The organism is Staphylococcus sp. GDX8P114P-2 (genome assembly GCF_017892945.1).
In the GTDB taxonomy this organism is placed as follows: Bacteria; Bacillota; Bacilli; order Staphylococcales; family Staphylococcaceae; genus Staphylococcus; species Staphylococcus arlettae.
Window position 1 is genome coordinate 22,313 of the sequence record NZ_JAESMB010000007.1, and the last position, 18,011, is coordinate 40,323.

Annotated in this window: 16 protein-coding genes and 1 pseudogene; 3 read left to right on the plus strand and 14 right to left on the minus strand. The window is 33.5% G+C overall.

Annotated elements, in window-relative coordinates; all coding sequences use genetic code 11:
* Positions 1–65: 65 nt before the first annotated feature.
* The 8 genes and pseudogenes from KA845_RS02495 to KA845_RS02530 all read right to left on the minus strand — a co-directional run bounded on the left by KA845_RS02495 (position 66) and on the right by KA845_RS02530 (position 7,008).
* Positions 66–1,114, minus strand: a pseudogene (locus tag KA845_RS02495) (NAD(P)/FAD-dependent oxidoreductase).
* Between the two features lie 162 nt (positions 1,115–1,276).
* A complete protein-coding gene (locus KA845_RS02500) occupies positions 1,277–1,693 on the minus strand; it encodes a DUF2871 domain-containing protein (protein ID WP_002509074.1) in 417 nt (138 codons plus the stop codon).
* Positions 1,694–1,738: 45 nt separating this feature from the next.
* Positions 1,739–2,323, minus strand: coding sequence for a YcnI family copper-binding membrane protein (locus KA845_RS02505; protein ID WP_103388763.1), 585 nt, complete (start codon positions 2,321–2,323; stop codon positions 1,739–1,741).
* A 12-nt stretch (positions 2,324–2,335) separates the two neighbouring features.
* Positions 2,336–3,586, minus strand: a complete 1,251-nt coding sequence (locus KA845_RS02510) for a copper resistance CopC/CopD family protein (RefSeq protein WP_167867842.1) — start codon at positions 3,584–3,586, stop codon at positions 2,336–2,338.
* Between the two features lie 196 nt (positions 3,587–3,782).
* Positions 3,783–4,223 (minus strand): ribose 5-phosphate isomerase B, encoded by a 441-nt coding sequence (gene rpiB / locus KA845_RS02515; protein WP_002509071.1) that lies wholly within the window; start codon positions 4,221–4,223, stop codon positions 3,783–3,785.
* Between the two features lie 24 nt (positions 4,224–4,247).
* Complete coding sequence (gene dhaL / locus KA845_RS02520; protein WP_002509070.1) at positions 4,248–4,886, minus strand: dihydroxyacetone kinase subunit DhaL; 639 nt, start codon at positions 4,884–4,886, stop codon at positions 4,248–4,250.
* 8 nt (positions 4,887–4,894) lie between these two features.
* On the minus strand, positions 4,895–5,893 hold the full coding sequence (locus KA845_RS02525; protein WP_103388762.1) for a dihydroxyacetone kinase subunit DhaK: 999 nt from the start codon (positions 5,891–5,893) through the stop codon (positions 4,895–4,897).
* 32 nt (positions 5,894–5,925) lie between these two features.
* Positions 5,926–7,008: an erythritol/L-threitol dehydrogenase gene (locus tag KA845_RS02530; RefSeq protein ID WP_002509068.1), complete on the minus strand. Its 1,083-nt coding sequence runs from the start codon at positions 7,006–7,008 to the stop codon at positions 5,926–5,928.
* Positions 7,009–7,181: 173 nt separating this feature from the next.
* On the opposite strand from KA845_RS02530, the gene KA845_RS02535 reads away from it, so the two are divergent.
* Positions 7,182–7,949 (plus strand): DeoR/GlpR family DNA-binding transcription regulator, encoded by a 768-nt coding sequence (locus KA845_RS02535; protein ID WP_002509067.1) that lies wholly within the window; start codon positions 7,182–7,184, stop codon positions 7,947–7,949.
* A 113-nt stretch (positions 7,950–8,062) separates the two neighbouring features.
* On the opposite strand, the gene KA845_RS02540 is transcribed toward KA845_RS02535, so the two are convergent.
* The 4 genes from KA845_RS02540 to KA845_RS02555 form a co-directional block, all read right to left on the minus strand.
* The gene (locus KA845_RS02540; RefSeq protein WP_406886591.1) at positions 8,063–9,547 is read right to left on the minus strand and encodes a Na+/H+ antiporter NhaC family protein; all 1,485 of its coding nucleotides are present in this window, start codon (positions 9,545–9,547) and stop codon (positions 8,063–8,065) included.
* A 51-nt stretch (positions 9,548–9,598) separates the two neighbouring features.
* Positions 9,599–10,933, minus strand: a complete 1,335-nt coding sequence (locus tag KA845_RS02545; protein WP_002509719.1) for an LLM class flavin-dependent oxidoreductase — start codon at positions 10,931–10,933, stop codon at positions 9,599–9,601.
* Positions 10,930–11,949: an MsnO8 family LLM class oxidoreductase gene (locus KA845_RS02550; protein WP_103388760.1), complete on the minus strand. Its 1,020-nt coding sequence runs from the start codon at positions 11,947–11,949 to the stop codon at positions 10,930–10,932. The genes KA845_RS02545 and KA845_RS02550 overlap by 4 nt, the downstream gene beginning before the upstream one ends.
* A 281-nt stretch (positions 11,950–12,230) precedes the next feature.
* Positions 12,231–13,898, minus strand: a complete 1,668-nt coding sequence (locus KA845_RS02555; RefSeq protein WP_167867839.1) for a Na/Pi cotransporter family protein — start codon at positions 13,896–13,898, stop codon at positions 12,231–12,233.
* 310 nt (positions 13,899–14,208) lie between these two features.
* Here KA845_RS02555 and KA845_RS02560 point away from each other — a divergent pair, with 310 nt between their 5' ends.
* Positions 14,209–15,147, plus strand: a complete 939-nt coding sequence (locus KA845_RS02560; protein WP_002510076.1) for a magnesium transporter CorA family protein — start codon at positions 14,209–14,211, stop codon at positions 15,145–15,147.
* A gap of 255 nt (positions 15,148–15,402) precedes the next feature.
* On the opposite strand, the gene KA845_RS02565 is transcribed toward KA845_RS02560, so the two are convergent.
* Complete coding sequence (locus tag KA845_RS02565; RefSeq protein ID WP_103388758.1) at positions 15,403–16,842, minus strand: sucrose-specific PTS transporter subunit IIBC; 1,440 nt, start codon at positions 16,840–16,842, stop codon at positions 15,403–15,405.
* 249 nt (positions 16,843–17,091) lie between these two features.
* Here KA845_RS02565 and KA845_RS02570 point away from each other — a divergent pair, with 249 nt between their 5' ends.
* Positions 17,092–17,433, plus strand: coding sequence for a DUF4889 domain-containing protein (locus KA845_RS02570; RefSeq protein WP_002510074.1), 342 nt, complete (start codon positions 17,092–17,094; stop codon positions 17,431–17,433).
* A 90-nt stretch (positions 17,434–17,523) separates the two neighbouring features.
* On the opposite strand, the gene KA845_RS02575 is transcribed toward KA845_RS02570, so the two are convergent.
* The gene (locus tag KA845_RS02575) at positions 17,524–17,877 is read right to left on the minus strand and encodes a DUF3139 domain-containing protein (RefSeq protein ID WP_002510073.1); all 354 of its coding nucleotides are present in this window, start codon (positions 17,875–17,877) and stop codon (positions 17,524–17,526) included.
* Positions 17,878–18,011 lie beyond the last annotated feature (134 nt).

Sequence of the window (18,011 nt, forward strand, 5' to 3'; positions counted from 1 at the left end):
CCTATACTTATTTGTTCAATTAATAAGATTAAGACTTAAACTATCTCTTGTAAGACATTATGATATTACAAATACTGTTGTATCACTTTTTCATTATCAGCTTTAAATACAGCATTGTGACTTGAAACATAGCCTTCTGGTTTGGCACTAGGCTCTACATATTGTTTGGCCAAATTTGCGGCATTACCAGCATCACTAAATGCACTAGCAATCAGATGTACTTTTGCTTCATGATGTACAATATCACCACAAGCAAATAGACCAGGTACGCTTGTTGTAGTATTACCTAACCCTTTAATTTGATATTCATTTAACATTTCAACACGTGTAGTCGCTTGAGCCAACAAAGTGCTTTCACGATCAAAACCATGACTGACAATTACTTCATCATAATTTGCTGTATCAATTTCTCCTGTATCTGTATTTTCTAATATCACTTGTTCTATACAATCTCCGGCAGGATCGCCTATCAGTTGTTTAATTTGGGTATTAGGTAGTTTTCTGACTTGTAACTCTTCTAACAATTGATTCATTGCTTCGTAACCACTAATATCTGCTTTACGTAAATTAAGGTCACGCTTTTCGCATATCCACTTAAATCGCGTGCCCAGTCTAATGCAGAATTACCTGACCCAGAAATTAACACATCTTTATTTTTAAATTGTTTTAATGATTGTACTACGTAATGTAAATTAGTTAACTTATATCGTTCGGCGCCTTGAACATTTAATTCTTTTGGATTGATAATACCACCGCCAATTGCAATAATAACACTTTTAGACTCATAAACATTTCCTAAATTTGTCTCTAATTCAAAGTGGCGTTCATTTAGTTTACGAATATCAATAACTTTTTCTCCTAAAGCTACTTCAGGATTAAAATGTGTTCCTTGAGAGACCATGTCTTTAATAATTTCATAACACGGTTTCGGTGCCAATCCCCCAATATCCCAAATTATTTTTTCAGGATATATATGCATCTTGCCACCTAGTTTCTCCTGTACATCAATAATTCTAACGTCCATGCCCCTTAAACCTGAATAAAAACTAGCGAATAGCCCAGCTGGCCCGCCACCTATAATTGTTACGTCTTTCATATATAATCCTCCAAACATGACACCATTTACTAGTCATTATCCTATAGTTGATAACCATTATCAATGAAAAACATCAATATCTCGTAAAAATCCATATTTCGACCTATATAAAAAGAGAAAAGTGCACAAATAGACATCGTTTGTGTTCTTTTCTCTCGTAATATGTTGTACCTTGATTATTTATTCATTATGAGGAGCTTTAACTATTGCATTTCTTAATAAAAAGAATAACAAGATAAATCCTGCTGTTAAAGTTGTATGTCCAATACCAGCAAAACCAGCAAATGATTCTGGTACGTTTTTACCAATTACTTGGAATGTACCTTTAGTAAACATCATTCCAACTGTCGATAATACACCTAAATTATAAATAATAAAGAACCAGTTAAATAAATAGTAACTACTTAACTTAAACACTTTATTTAAAGGAAGCATGATTAGATGCATAAACATACCTAATATTAACGTATGCGTATGCACAACGACTAATTGTGTCTCTCCTGTAAAGTCATATGCTAAGGTAAGCTCTCTATAGTAAAATCCACTCAATAACCCTAAAATTGTATAAACCAAAAATGCATATAAAATTCTACGCATAATATATCTCCCTTCTTATCAACCACTGCCCGTTATAACATACTATTATTTTTTAGTCTTTTTAAAAATAGCAATTAGTGACAAAATAATAGCTATAATAGCGACAATCCATAAAGGTGTAGTATTTTGTTGCTCTTCATCTTTGCTCTCACCTTGCTCTTGAGCAGTGTTGGCACTCACAGTCGTAACAGGTGCTGGTTTTTCAGCATCCTTACCACCTGTCCATTTTACGGTTTCACCATCTTCGTAAGTTTGGTAAGCTTTCCATTTATATTGACCTTCCTCTTCAGAATTTGCCACTTGTATTGGAAAATCAATAAATTCATTAGGTCCGATGCCTTCACCTGTTGCAGTCCAAGTAACTTTTGTTATATTACCTTTTGAATCTTTAGTAAATTTATGTTTGAAACCGTCCACTGGTGCTACTGCTACTAATTGTAACCCATCAGGCACTACTAATTCGACCTTTGTTGTATTCGTATCCTTCTCTACTGGCACACGCACATCATGTTTTTCATATGCTCCCGGTTCACTTTTGTCTGGATTTAATGTTACATGGGCATTAGCAATATTAGTCATTAATACCATTGTAAAGACAAAGAATGCCATTAAACTTATTTTTTTAATCATTGTTCTACTCCTTTAACTTGGTATTTGAATTTGACTCATAATAATGCCAGCTAGCACTAACATAATACCAATTATTATTTCACAATATAATACTTTCTTATTAACTTTTTGTAAGTTCGTTAAAGCTCTAAAACTTTGATAACCACCTAATGTGATCATTAAAATAGTTCCAATTATTTTTACATAAAACAAACTGCTCCAAGTTGTTACACTAGACCAAATAGCCGCCAGACTTGTTTCGTCTATTGCCATCAATACTCCAGATATGACAAGTGCAATCACTGCGCCTAGATTAAGTTTAAAGAAAAACCGTTTTACTTTTACAATGTCTTGCAACTGTTTAGTAGTTGCTAACCAAACTAAGTACACCATACCGCCTAGCCATAATGCCATGCCTAATAAATGTATTGATCGTAGTATAATTGACCACAATGGAAAACTTTGGGCCCAAACATGTCCAGACATACTTAATGTCACAATAATAATTAAAGAGATTGCTATATACCAAATAGTCATCATCTCATTTAAAGTAAATAATAGTAACAATACTATTATAGCTATCATTGCTAATAAGAATGGCGCTTGCAATAATGCAGTCATGTCTAAAGCCATTATGTTTGAAACAAGTTCTGGAGACAATGTCATTATGTAAATAATAGCCGTTATAAATGCCATAGCACTTAATATCCAAGAGATTGGTTTGTAACTAAAGAATGCCAAATATGTCGGTAATTGGTAACGTTTGGCTACACTATTGACTAAAAATGATCCCATTAATACGATAAGACTCCCTTCAGTAATAAATCTAAATAGACCAAACCAAAAGTTAGAAGTCTCATAAAACGGTGGTGTAACATCTATATTACTTGTAGTCTTTTTATTAATAGAAAATTCAAATTCATCTTGAATTTCATGACCATCAGCTGATGTTGTATGCCAACTCACTTTGTGTGTCCCGTTGTCCAGTTGGCCTACATCAAAGGTCAAAGTTTGGTTGGTTCCAGAATTTGTTGGTTTAAATTCACCAAGAGACTTTCCCTTATCATCAAAAATTGTAATACTAGAATATTTAGTATTTACTGGTTCATTATAGTGCAATTCTATTTGTTGAGGATGCGATACTACACTGTTTTGAGCAGGCGTTGTACTTTCTAATGTAGAGTGAGCAGAAACTTGATTTGTTGCTACTGCCATTAAAAGTAGTGCAAAGAAGACTACTATCAACGTGCTTTTGGACATAACTCTCTTTGTATAAAGCAGCATATTATCCCCCTATATCATTTATTTATGCTTCTTCACAATTTTATAAAACAATAGTTATATAAACAATACAAATACTGATTTGTCATGTTTTCGTCAAATAATTAAATAGCAAATTCACCCATTACAACACAATATGAAAAGAGGTTGGGACAATTTTGATTTGTCCCAACCTCTCTAGTTTTATTATTATTTAAAGTTATTCTTGTGCTTCAATATCATCTATTTTATCGACTTTGCGTTGTGAGCCGCCTTCCCAAGCGACATTTAAATATGCTTCAACGTTTTTCTTAGCGACTTCTATGCCAATAATTTGAGCACCCATTGTTAGAATTTGTGCATTATTACTAAGTTGGGCACGTTCTGCAGAATAAACATCATGTGCTAATGCTGCACGGATACCTTTCAACTTATTAGCAGTAATAGCTACACCAATACCAGTGCCACAAATTAACACGCCACGTTCATTTTGACCTTCTTGTATACTTTTACCTACTTCTGCTGCAACATCAGGATAATCTGTCTCTGCACATTGATGGCAACCAAAATCTTCTACTTCATGACCTAATTTTTGGACATGTGCTTTTACCGCTTCTTTTAATTCATATCCATTATGATCTGCACCAATAGCTATTTTCATAGTTATCTTCCTCCTTAAAATTAATTATGCACCACTAAATGGTTTAAATTGTGCTAACATTAAATAAGATGACATTGCACCAGGATCGACATGTCCTTGTGAGCGATGACCTAAACGCTTGGAGCGCCCTTTGTTAGAAACAATATCTTTTGTACTTTCCATACCTTGTTTGGCAGCGCTTAGAGCTTTATCAAATGCCTCATGAAACGGTGTTTGTTGCGCTTTATATTGCTGTAATGTCGTGAAAAATGGTTCTAAAGTATCTATCATGGTCTTGTCACCAATTTCAGCTTTCCCTCTATCTTTAATGCCTTTACTAAATGCAATCCAATAATCATAGAGCCCTTCGTCATCTAATTCAGTTTTATTTTTAACTGCGACAGCTGCTTTTAGATAACCTGATGCATATAAAGGACCTACTGAAGATCCCACAGCATCTAAAAAGCTTTTTCCAATTGCCACACTAATTTTTGCTATGTCTTGTTGATCTTGTAACTCAGATTCGAGTGTTTGTTTTACTGCTTGATACCCAATATTCATTGTGACACCATGGTCACCATCTCCTATTTTGCGATCAAGTTCACATAAATTATCTTTTTCTGTTTCGAATAACTCAGTTAATGCTAATAGATAATCTTTAAAGTTATCATTTGTTAATGTCATGGTTTCACCTACACTTCTTTAAAATTAGGACAATCAACCGCATGGTCAATACAACCTTTTAATGTTTCATCTAATTTCATTAACGTGACAGAAAAGCCACCCATTTCCATCGACGTAATAAAATTACCAACATAAGTTTTATAAACATTAATATTACGTTCATTTAAAATCGCATTAACTTCTTTATTAATGATATATAGTTCCATTTGAGATGTTGCACCCAAACCATTGACCAATACTACGACATCATCATTTTCCTGATAGATATTTTCTTTTAGTATATTTTGCATAATCACTTTAACTGTTTCTTGTGCAGTACGAATGGTAGTCTTTTCAATACCAGGTTCGCCATGATGTCCTAAACCGATTTCCATCTCGTTATCTTCCAAATCAAAACTAGGTTTGCCAGTTTGTGGTAAATAACATGGACTTAAGCCAATACCCATTGAACGAGTATTATCATTTGCTAATTGTGCAAGACGTCTTACCTCTGCTAAATCATGGCCAAAGTCTGCAGCTGCACCTGCAACTTTATAAACTAATAATTCGCCTGCAATACCACGGCGATCGTCAAGTGTTTTCGAAGATGCTACATCGTCATTACCAATTACTGCAACGGTAGTAATTTCATCTTCAATTTCAGTCATTTCACTCGCCATTTCGAAATTCATTAAGTCTCCAGCATAATTGCCATAAATATATAACACACCATGACCTTGATCAATTTCTCTTGTCACAGCTTGGATTGGTATTGGAGAAGGAGATGCAAAAATATTACCAACTGCTACACCATCAGCCATGCCTTGTCCTACATAGCCTAAAAATCCAGGTTCATGACCAGAACCACCACCGATTAACACACTTACTTTTCTTTGCGGATTTCTTTTTTTACCAATCAGTGCACGTTGATGCAACTCAGAGCGTCTAATATACTCAGGGTAAGCAGCTACATAGCCACTCATGAGTTCATCAATGACATTATCAGGATTATTTATCATTTTTTTCATTACTTACCTCTCCTTTGACCAAATGTTATTTACTATGGAACTAATACTACTTTTAATGATTTGTCACCTTGTTTCATAAGTTCGAATCCCTCTTCGAATTGATCTAATGACAATTGATGTGTCACTACGCCTTCAGTTGGGAAATCACCTTTTTGAATACCATCTATAACTAATGGATAACAGTATGGACCTAAATGACTACCTAATAAATCTAATTCTTTACGGTCAGAAATAATACTCCAATCAACTGTAACTGGATCTCCAAATACTGAAAACTCTACGAAAGTTCCTAACTTACGAATAGCACTTAGCCCTTGTTCTACTGATTTTGGATGTCCTGTTGCTTCGATGTAAGTATCACAGCCATAGCCATCTGTTAATGCTTTAATCTCTTTCACTACATCTACTTTAGATGGATTCATTACAATATCTGCGCCGAATTTTTTAGCTAATTCCAAACGGTCATCTTTCATATCAAGTACTACTAATGTTTCAGCTCCATTTTTCTTCGCTGCGCCTACCATACCAAGTCCTAAAGTACCAGCACCTGATAACACAACAAAATCACCTAATTTAATATTGGCACGTTGCACTGCGTGTAAGCTACACGCATATGGTTCAATTAAAATAGCTTCTTCTATAGGTAAATCTTCTGGCACTTTATAATTAATTGCTTCCTTCGTAAATTTCATATATTCTGCCATGCCGCCATTGACATTATTTTGGAAACCATATAAATCATGTTTTTCGCACATCCAATACTGACCACGGTTACAAAATCTACAATCCCAACAAGGTACAATTTGTTCAGATATTACACGGTCACCAATTTCAAAATCAGTAACAGCATCGCCTTTGTCAACGATACGTGCAATAAACTCATGCCCAGGAATCATTGGTGCTTTAATGTATGAAGGTTGTGTTTCGTCACCCCAAAAGCTAGGTGCCCCTCCATAAGCTTTAATATCTCCAGCACAAATTCCGCATGCTTCTACTTTGACGATAATTTCTTTGTCATTTTCCAGTGTCGGTGTATCTACAGTTTCATATTTATAATCACCAGGTGCATAAGCTACTACTGCTTTCATTTTTTCTGGATAATTGTTTTTAGTCATAATCAAATAACTCCCTTCATTTTGGAAAACGCTTTCATTTACACTTTATATTCTAATATATTTTTTCGTTTCTTTCAAATATTTTTTCATTTCTTTTCGTTTATCTTCGCTTATATTTGGTTATTGAGTATATTGTACAAATCATTTATGATAAATTTAAGGATGTGACTGAAATGAAAATGTACCCTGATGAACGCAGAGAACATATATATACGTATATAAAATCTCACAAACGCGCTACTGTTAAGCAACTTTCTGATTATTTAAGCGTCACTGAAGCAACCGTGCGCAGTGATTTACGTAGATTAGAAAGCGAAAATAAAGTGATACGCACACATGGTGGTGCCAAAGTAAATGAAAATTCGGGTTCTAAACTAAATTTTTCTTACCGCTTAACTCAAAAGCATAATGAAAAACATCTTATCAGTATGCACGCGCTAGCAAAAATCAAACCACAACAATGTATTATGATTGATGCAAGTTCCACTACATACGAATTGGCAAAATTACTTGCTGAAACAACTATGGAATTAACTATTATTACGAATGGTTTAGAAAATGCCGTATTATTAAAAGAAAATCCAAATTTAACTGTGTTAATTGTCGGCGGCTTTGTATCTAAAGATTCTAATGCAATAACAGGGAATATAGATTCTCAAATTTTAGAAATGTATCATATTGATTATTTCTTTTTATCTTCGAACGGTTTGACTATGGACAATGGTTTAACTGATTTTTCTTTACCAGAAGTTCAATTAAAAAAACAAATGGTTCAAGAAAGTGATCAAGTTATTGCTTTAATAGACCATAGTAAGTTTGATGTATCGTCGACTTTATCTTTTGCTAAAATTGCTGATATTAATGAAATAATTACTGATGAATACCCTGCAGCAAAATGGCAAGCAAACGTTCCATTTACACTAACTGTTGCCCAAGATTAACTATCTGCATAACCACTATTTTAATCTTCATAAAAAAGCTGGAACAGCATACTGTTCCAGCTTTTACACATTAATTTTATTTTTATTAAGTAACACTACTAATTTAATGTTACTTAAATACCTCCAGACCAACCTACGTTGGTAAAAATATATAATATAATCGAACCTATAACTAACCATATAATAAATAATGGACCCATAAATTTAATCCAAGCACCAAAATTTGCCCGTGCTATGGCAATAGCACCGATGGTTGCACCTAATGTTGGCGTTATCAAATTACCTAATCCACCGCCAAAAGATAAAGTTGTTATTAACATTTGATCATTAACACCTAACGTATGAGTTACTGGTTGTAAAATTGGTACCATAACACTCATCAATCCTGAACCTGAAGGCACTAAAAAATTAAAGACAGTAGCAACTAGGAAAACAAGTATTGCTACAACCCCAGATGAAGCTCCATCTAGTTGAGTCGTTAATGTATGTACAATTGTGCTTAATATTTTTCCTTTTTCGAGAATAACACTAATTGTATTTGCCATAATAATAGCAAACGCCACTACTAACATTGGACGAGCACCTTCAATAAATCCTTCGACCATTGTTTCTGAATTTTTCCGTTTAACTATATAAGCTAAAATAAAACTCAGCATAAATATCGTGATAAATACACCATTACCATATCTTTCAGTCCACTGAAGTACACTATTACCAATAGCTAAAATAATTGGCGTAAAAACAACTAATGCAACGACAACTAAATCTCGCCATGTCACATGTCTATCATTATTATCTGTTTGGGCATCTTCTAAGTTGTCATCACTGCCAAACCAATCTTCTACTGGCATCGCACTAGATTGTGGTTTTTTAATAATACGACGTGTATACCATAGTACATAAATAAGTGTCACTATTAAAAACACACTATACATAATCGCTCTACCACCATAACCAGAATACATTGGCACTTCAGGATAAACGATTTGACCTAGTTTCGCCATACCAGAAGGAGAAACTGAAAAAGCCATATATAGTGGTAAGAAGGTCATTGCTAATGCCATAATAGGATCCAGTTTCAATCGCTTCGCTAAAATCACACCTAATGTTACAAAGACAATCATTTGGTCTCCACCGACAAAAAAACCTATAAATGCCATTAATAAAAATAAACCTGTGACAAGTGGCACAGCTCCAGCATGTTCAAATCGAAATATTAAATAATTAGTTACTTTTTTTACTGAATCTAAATAAAGTATTCCTCCTATAGAGCCACCTACAAATAGCAATAATGTTACTGTTTGGGCAGCCTGTATACCACCATCTAATAATAGTGTGATGGCATAAATAGGATTAACTGGGTTTTGCGTAATTTGATGGTAAGTTCCTTCTATAATTGTGCCATTTTTTTGTGTATTAAACTCACCTGCAGGAATAATATACGTTAAAAGACAAGCAAACATCATCATGATTAACATCATAATCAACACATGTGGCAATTTAAATCTGCGTTGTACTTTTGATACTGTTGATACTTTTTCTGTTTTGCTATAGTTTGATACATTATTGTTATTTGATGTTGTACTTGAACTATTCAACATATCACTCCTATCTCATTGATTTAAGTTTGCGCATAATTTTATTTGTCGCTATTTGGTATGCTCAACACTTTGTTGTTGATATCTATTAGCTTTAAATGGAACTCCAATATTTTCACGTAATGTTGTTCCTTGATAAGTTGCATCGTAATAGCCTTTAGCTTCTAAAATCGGTAAAACATTGTTAATAAACTCTTCATAATTATCTCCATAAATATGAGGTCCGAATATAAAACCATCTGCAGCTCCCGCCTCAAACCAATCAATTATTGTTTGAGCTACATCTTTATAAGTTCCAAAGAATGGAGATTTGCGTGTTGTTTCTTCTAATGCTACTTGACGTAAAGTTAAATTGTTGTCGCGTGCACGTTGTGCAATAGCTTCAGTAGTAGCTCGGAAACTATTTTTACCAACATCACCTAACTCTGGGAAAGGTGCATCAAGTTCATATTGAGAAAAATCATGGTGATCATAATAACGGCCTAAATAAGTTAACGCTTCTTCAATTGTTGTTAATGACTTTATTTCATCATAACGTGCTTCGGCAATATCAATAGTTTCACCTAGTATAGGTGATAATATAGGATAAATTTTAATATCATCAGGTTGGCGTCCATATTCAACAGCTTGTTGTTTAATGCTGTCATAATTCTTCACAGCACTTTCTATACTTTCACCAATAATAAAGACAGCATCTGCATATTGTGCAGCATAAGCTTGCCCTTTTGGAGACGCACCTGCCTGAAAAATTACAGGTTGACCTTGTTCTGATCTATCAATATTTAAAGGTCCTTTAACTTGGAAATAGTTACCTTGATAATTTAAAGTGTGCATTTTGTCCTGATCTACATATTGGTTATGCTCTACATCTCTTGGAAATGCATCGTCTTCATAAGAATCCCACAATCCTTGAACTACATTTATATGCTCTTCAGCTATGTCGTATCGAACATCATGCTCTGGATGTTCACCTTTACTATAATTGTCAGCACTTCCTTCTAATGGAGAAGTCACTACATTCCAACCTGCACGTCCATGACTCAACTTATCTATAGTTGCAAGTTGTCTCGCTATTGTAAAAGGTTCACTATAAGACGTAGAAATCGTTCCAACTAAACCGATATAACGCGTAATAGGTGCCAACGCAGCTAATAATGTTAAAGGTTCAAAACGATTTAAGAAATGTGGTATCGATTTATCATTAATATATAAACCATCAGCAACAAATAAAAAGCTAAAGCCTGCTTCTTCCGCTTGACGAGCAATTTTTAATTGAAAGTCAAAATTAGTACTAGCGTCACTAGGTACTTCGTCAGACTTCCAAGCATGCATATGACTCCCTGGACCATTTAACATTATGCCAAAATCTATTTTTTTATTGCTCATATAATCCCTGCTTTCGTATTATTTATTATCTTATTGCTAGGTGCTAGTTGCTTAACTGTCTTAACACGTAGCGCATGACTTTGCACTGGCATATGTAACATTAATTCATCTACATAGCCTTCGATGACTAATTGTTGTAATTCTACTTCTACTTCTTGTTTAGAGCCATGAATCACATCAATTTTCTGCTCTTCAACAGTTAACGCTTCTGAGGATTGTGTGCGAAATGCTTCAACTTGCTCGATGGTATTAACTGTTAAACTTTTACCTTCTGCTAAATTGACGCGATAATTCGTACGCCCCTCTTCAACTTGTTGTTTATCCGCATCATTTTCGACAACAACTGCAGCTGCTGCGACTACAAATATTCCCTCTGGAAACAATTGTTTATAAACACGTGCTGCTTCTTCAAGTGCATCTTTACTTGAATTGATGAAATACGCAAATATAAAATTCACTTGTTCCTTTGCAGCCAATTCAGCTGAAGAAGCACTACCACCCAATACAAAAATATTCGGTTTCGGTATATCATCCGAACGGTTAGCTGTTTGTAGTTGTTTAAATTCATGATCTTTTGGAAAGCTATTAGAGTTAAATTGATTTAATAAATGTAATTTTTCTTCAAAAGGAATGGGTGGATTTTGTAATTCTAATTGAAGTGCTTTTGTAGCTAATGGAAATCCTCCCGGCGCTTTGCCAACACCTAAATCTACTCTTCCAGGTGCTAATTGACTCATGAGATGAAATTGTTCAACTACTTTGAAAGGATTGTAATGCTGTAACATTACACCACCTGAGCCAATGTTTATGCGTTCTGTTTTAGATAATAAATGCGTTACTAATATTTCTGGACTCGTTCCCACGACTTCTGAAATATTATGATGTTCTGCTACGAAATAACGCATATAATTTAATTCATCTGCAATTTGTGATAATTCAATTGTCCGCTTTAAACCATCTTGCACTGATTCATGCTGTTCAATTGGACTTTGATCTAAAATGCTTAGCGCAACCATACGAATACCCTCCTAACTTGTTACCGTTTAATTATATTTATATTATGCCTCATTATTTATTTTGTCAATCATTCTTATCGATTTAGTCGGATTTAAGGTGATTAAAAAGGGAGTGGGACAGAAATCTGATTTTGAAAAAATGATTTCGTCGTCCCAACCCGGCAAGGATGACTAGCGTTGAAAAAAGCTTGGTTACAAGCGCATTTTCAATGCAGTCAGCTACTGCCAATATGAAAAGAAACTAGGACAAATCAATTTTGTCCCAGCTTCTAATTGAATTATTATACCCATGCTGAATTATTTTCTGTATAGGTCTTATCATTACTAATATCGTCACCATAATTAATCATAGATTCTGAAATTACACGAGAATGATAGCCAATACGTTCTAAAATAGAAATCATATCAAGATAGCGAACTGCCCCTTCAGGTGTACATTCACCAGTGCTCAAACGCTTAATATGTTCTTTACGTAGATCATGTTCTAAACCATATGCTTCTTGGCTACGTTTAACAATTTCATCTTTCTTAATATCATCATACACATTAATGATATCAACCGTATCTCTAAAGGACACAGTAACATGTTCGTACAATTGACTTATACTAGTTAATGCTTTTTCAGATATATTCACCTTACCTTTAGCTTGTATGTCTAAATCATCCATATAAGCTTGAGAAAGGCTAGAAACTTTTAAAATTGCTCTATTAACATCAAATAATACGGACATGCGTTCAGCATCATTTGCAGATAATTTCTTTTGCGATATCTTCGTTAAATATTGACGAATATTATCGTACATATTTTCTATGACTTGATGTTTTTCCTCTGCATGTTTCTTACTTTTTTCGTCTTTATTTTGCGCACTTTCTAAGATAGATAAAGACATTTTACCAAGATTTTGAATTTCATCTTGTGCTTCTTGCAAAGCAAAACTTGGCGCTCTATCTATTAAATTTTTATCTAATACTCTTGGTCTATATTGTTCATTCACATCATTACCAGGAATAACTTTTGTTACAATCCATGCTAACACGAAGACAAACGGTAATTGAATTAGAGTATTTGTCACATTAAAAGTACCGTGTGCAAAAGCAATAACCATTTCAGGATTTAATGACAATGCACGTTGAATCATTTCCATAACACTTTGATATAAAGGTAATATAATTAAGAAAATCGTAGCACCTATGACGTTAAACAGAACATGTACAAGTGCCACACGTTTAGCCGCTAATGAACCTGCTAAACTTGCTAATACTGCAGTAATTGTTGTTCCTATATTGTCACCTAATAATACCGGTAATGCACCATGTAATGAAATTAAATCATTGGCAAAAAATCCTTGTAAAATACCAATTGTCGCACTTGAACTTTGTATAATCACAGTTAAGAAAGTTCCTGCTAAAACACCTAATATAGGGTTAGATGAAAGATTTAACATAATTTCGTTAAAGCCGTCTAACTCAGCAAGTGGTTTTACCGCACCACTCATCAATTCCAATCCATAAAATAGTGCACCAAAGCCAAATAAGATCATACCTATATTTTTTGCTTTACGTTTGTGTATAAAGAAAATTAAAAATGCACCTAATGCAAGTATTGGTAATGCATATTCACCGATATCTATCCCGATGATAAAAGCAGTTACCGTAGTACCTATATTAGCCCCCATAACTACACCAATTGCTTGTCTCATTGTCATAAATCCAGCTGTAACTAAACCGATTGTAATTACAGTTGTACCAGAACTACTTTGAATCAAAATAGTCACAACCATACCTGCTATAACACCCATAATTGGGTTACTTGTAAATTTATTTAAAATATCGCGTAGTCGATCTCCAGCGCTAGCTTGTAAACCGTCACCCATTTGCTTAATTCCATATAGAAAAATACCTAAACCACCGATGAAAGTGAAGATAATCTCCATTGCAGATATATCCATTTTTGCACCTCTTCATATAATTTGTAAATCACGTTAATTATATCTAATGTTTTTTAAGCCAATGTAAATTTTAAGTTAATTTTTTAGAAGTAATAACAAAATATTAACGTAATATGATTACAAATTATCATAATAGTCTCATAATTTAAAATAAATATCAGCTGCATATATGCTATTGTTGAGCACTTTCATTGCCTATAACATTGATAGCGATTGCATTTAGCACAATATATCGTATAAAATCTTGTCACTTTATTAGTTATTCGCTAATATAAATAAGTATTAAAAATTGAAAGGAAGTATCTAGGTCATGATAAATGCATACAAACACGACAGTTCACAAGCAATTACTCGCTCAGCTTTAGACACTTCTACATCATGGATTAACGTGATTGACCCAGAACGCGAAGAAATTGAATTATTAATGTCACAATTTCATATTCCTGAGGATTTTATACGCGACCCTTTAGATTCAGAAGAAAGTGCTCGTATTGAATATGATGAAGATAGTGGCTATTCACTGATCATTATTGATTTACCTATAGTTAACAATAAAAATTTAAAAGTACTATCATTTATAACCATACCTTTAGGCATCATTATTGGTAATAAAAAAATATTAACTGTGTGTAGTGAAGAAATAGAATTTCTCGATAATTTTTCACGCCAACCTATTAATTTAAACTTCCATAGTCGTTTTGCTTTAAATATCTTGCTAACAATTGCCAATCATTATAATAGAAATTTACGTTTGTTAAACAAAACACGTTTAAGAATTGAGCGTGAACTAAAAAACAATGTGACAAATAAACAACTTTATAATCTAATGGAAGTAGAAAAAAGTTTAGTGTACTTTTTAGCTGCTTTAAAAGGTAATGATAATATTATTAAAAAGTTATTTCGTTTACCTGCAATTAAGCGATTTGAAGCTGACGAAGAATTATTAGAAGATTTAATTATAGAAAATAAACAAGCAGTAGAAACCACAGAATTGTACACTAATATTTTAGAAAGTATTACAACTTCATATGCATCTCTATTATCTAATGAAATGAATAATACAATGAAAACTTTAACATTATTCACTGTATTTTTAACTTTGCCTACGTTAGTCTTTAGCTTTTTTGGCATGAATGTACCCTTACCGATTGATGACCATAGTTATATCTCTTGGATCATCGTCATTGGACTTTCACTCATTTTAGTATCTATTGTAGGGGCATTTCTATGGAGAAAACAAAAACTCTGATGCTGTAAGACCTTGTTTTTAGGTTATTTATAATACTCAACCTTTTAGACTGTCGACAAAATTTTCAATTTTGTTGGCAGTTTTTTTATACACGCTTTCGGCGAGTGCTATTCTCGCAGGAGTCGGCATAAAACACCTTATTTTGGATCTTTAGTAAAAACTATACACGTCGTTTTCATAATGTAATAAATAACCACTTCGCATTAGTGTGCGAAGGGGTTATTTATGTTCTGACTGAAGGCTTTTTAACACTCATTAATTTTGTTGGCGGTATGTTTTGCGGAATGACAATAAAACAGTAATGATAAAGGTCACGCTAAATGCAATAAGCATACCAATAAAGTAATGTAACCATCCAGCATTGAGACCATTGATTGAAATAAAACCTGGTAAGCCAGCTGTGCCTAATGCTACAGCTTTAACTTTAAAGAATGAAACATACGCCGCTGCTACGCCTGAACCTACAATCGCACCGATAAAAGGATACTTCAATTTTAAGTTTACTCCAAACAGTGCTGGTTCTGTAATACCTAACAATGCTGAAATGCCAGACGCAGATGCTACACCTTTTAACTTCTTATTTTGTTTAATCACGCAGAACGCTGCTAAGGCAGCTGCACCTTGTGCGATATTTGACATCGTTGCTATAGGAAAAATAAAAGAACCACCTGTTGATGCGCTGTCAGCTATTAATTGGGTCTCTATCGCTATAAAACTATGATGCATTCCAGTAATGACGATTGGTGCATACAATAGACCAAATATCAAACCACCTATTGCACCTCCAAATTCGTATAACCACGTTAAGCCATCAGATAGCCAATAGCCTAAAGTACGTGTAATTGGGCCTACGAATAAAAACGTTAGAAACGCAGTCACAAATATCGAAACTAGAGGCGTTACTAAATTATCTAATGCTGTGGGCATAAATTTACGAAGACTAAGCTCTAATTTAGCTAAAATATATGACGCAACTAAAATAGGTAATACCTGTCCTTGATATCCTACTTGATTGATATCCAACCCAAATAGTTGCCATTGTGGTATTTCTTTATTTTGCTCTAATGCTTTAGGATAATCATATGCGCTCATTAATTCTGGATGCACTAGTATCATACCTAATGCTGCACCAAGAAAGGCATTGCCACCAAATCGCTTGGCCGCGCTAAAACCAATTAAAATTGGCAATAGTGTAAATGGCGCATTAGCAAAAATATTAATCATTTCTGCCAACCCAGCAAATTGCTGATGTATTTCTATAATAGATTGATTCTCATAAAATAAACCGGGTGCCGTCAATATATTATTAATACCCATCAATAAGCCGCCCGCTACAATAGCTGGAATAATGGGTACGAAAATATCTGATAACATTTTCACAAATTGTTGTAGTGGATTCATTCGTTTCGTCCCTTGAGATTTTACCTCTGAAGTCGTCGAAGCTTCTTTACCGGTAAGTTTTTCAAGTTCACTAAACACTTTGTTAACAATCCCTGAACCTAATATGATTTGATATTGTCCACCAGTCATAAAAGTTCCTTTGACATGTTCTATCTCAGCTAATTGATTCTCATCAATCTGCTCTGTATCTTTTAATACCAATCTAAGTCTAGTAGCACAATGTGCCATCGTATCGATATTATCATTTCCACCTATAGCGGTTAAAATTTCTTCTGCAATCTTTTTATTGTTCATATTAATAAACCTCCACAGTAAAATAGAACCGGTTCCAAAACACATAAACAATTGTAACCGGTTCCAACTAAAATCGCAAACTTTTTTTTAATTATTTCCTACTCCAACCTACTTTTAGTAATTTTTTGTAAATTACGTCCATTTTGTTACAGATTCAACATTTTCTATATTTATAGTTAATATTTAATTGCTTTCTACCTATATTTTAGTTATAAAAGAATTAGATGATTAAAAGGAGCAATGATTACAATGAATAAAAAAGTATTCAGTATTGGCTTAATTGCCGTAATGCTAATTGTCAGTGTTGTACTCATAATTATTATGATGACTTCAGGTGAAAAAGAAACTTATTTTGGCTATATGAAAAATAGTAACACTGCTGACAAAGTAATTAACGAAAAAGATCATAAAATCGAAGAAAATGTTAAGCTACCTGCAAAAGATGGATTTTCTCCAAAAGAAGGAGATTTTGTAAGATTAGTAAAATCCTCTAAATCAGATGAATATACTAAAATGCAAGTAGTTAGCCATGATGATGTACCTCACGGATTAATGATGAAAATACATGACATGGACGAAATGAAACATTAATCGAATGCTTCACTACTGTTCAAAAAAATAGCGCGCCCATTTAATTCAACTTAAATGGACGCGCTATTTTATGACACTAAATATTAAATATTATTGTGGTTTATATTTATCATCAAACTCATTATACTTTGCCTTTTTAATATTTTTCTTCGTTTCAGTATCAAAACCTTGAACTACTATGCCTTTAAAAGTACTAATAGGTTGAACCACGTATGTGATTGACGGATTATCTTTAAACTTCACTTCTTTATAATATAATCCTTTTTGCCCACTGTATTTTGTTTTTTCCTCTTTTATTTTATCTGTTAAATTATGCTCTGCTAAATATTTATCTACTAATTCTATATTTTTATGTCCTTGATACATTCGCATTCCAATAAATAAAGCAGCAGCTACTATAAACGATACAATTAAAATAACAATTACTTTCAAAACCGTTTTCATTACTAATCTCCTTTGAATCTGCAATTTTTATCATGTTCTTTTTAGTATGACTTAAAATATTTATTTTAGAAAGACATACTCAAGATTTGTAACAAAATCTCCTTAATATTAACTATTTAACTAATAAATTTACC

Excerpts from the sequence above, each read along its gene's own strand:
- KA845_RS02575 (WP_002510073.1), bottom strand. The coding sequence starts at position 17,877 with ATGAAAACGGTTTTGAAAGTAATTGTTATTTTAATTGTATCGTTTATA.
- KA845_RS02500 (WP_002509074.1), bottom strand. The coding sequence starts at position 1,693 with ATGCGTAGAATTTTATATGCATTTTTGGTTTATACAATTTTAGGGTTA.
- dhaL (WP_002509070.1), bottom strand. The coding sequence starts at position 4,886 with ATGACATTAACAAATGATAACTTTAAAGATTATCTATTAGCATTAACT.
- KA845_RS02525 (WP_103388762.1), bottom strand. The coding sequence starts at position 5,893 with ATGAAAAAAATGATAAATAATCCTGATAATGTCATTGATGAACTCATG.
- KA845_RS02570 (WP_002510074.1), top strand. The coding sequence starts at position 17,092 with ATGAATAAAAAAGTATTCAGTATTGGCTTAATTGCCGTAATGCTAATT.
- rpiB (WP_002509071.1), bottom strand. The coding sequence starts at position 4,223 with ATGAAAATAGCTATTGGTGCAGATCATAATGGATATGAATTAAAAGAA.
- KA845_RS02565 (WP_103388758.1), bottom strand. The coding sequence starts at position 16,842 with ATGAACAATAAAAAGATTGCAGAAGAAATTTTAACCGCTATAGGTGGA.
- KA845_RS02560 (WP_002510076.1), top strand. The coding sequence starts at position 14,209 with ATGATAAATGCATACAAACACGACAGTTCACAAGCAATTACTCGCTCA.
- KA845_RS02535 (WP_002509067.1), top strand. The coding sequence starts at position 7,182 with ATGAAAATGTACCCTGATGAACGCAGAGAACATATATATACGTATATA.
- KA845_RS02545 (WP_002509719.1), bottom strand. The coding sequence starts at position 10,933 with ATGAGCAATAAAAAAATAGATTTTGGCATAATGTTAAATGGTCCAGGG.
- KA845_RS02510 (WP_167867842.1), bottom strand. The coding sequence starts at position 3,586 with ATGCTGCTTTATACAAAGAGAGTTATGTCCAAAAGCACGTTGATAGTA.
- KA845_RS02555 (WP_167867839.1), bottom strand. The coding sequence starts at position 13,898 with ATGGATATATCTGCAATGGAGATTATCTTCACTTTCATCGGTGGTTTA.
- KA845_RS02505 (WP_103388763.1), bottom strand. The coding sequence starts at position 2,323 with ATGATTAAAAAAATAAGTTTAATGGCATTCTTTGTCTTTACAATGGTA.
- KA845_RS02530 (WP_002509068.1), bottom strand. The coding sequence starts at position 7,008 with ATGACTAAAAACAATTATCCAGAAAAAATGAAAGCAGTAGTAGCTTAT.
- KA845_RS02550 (WP_103388760.1), bottom strand. The coding sequence starts at position 11,949 with ATGGTTGCGCTAAGCATTTTAGATCAAAGTCCAATTGAACAGCATGAA.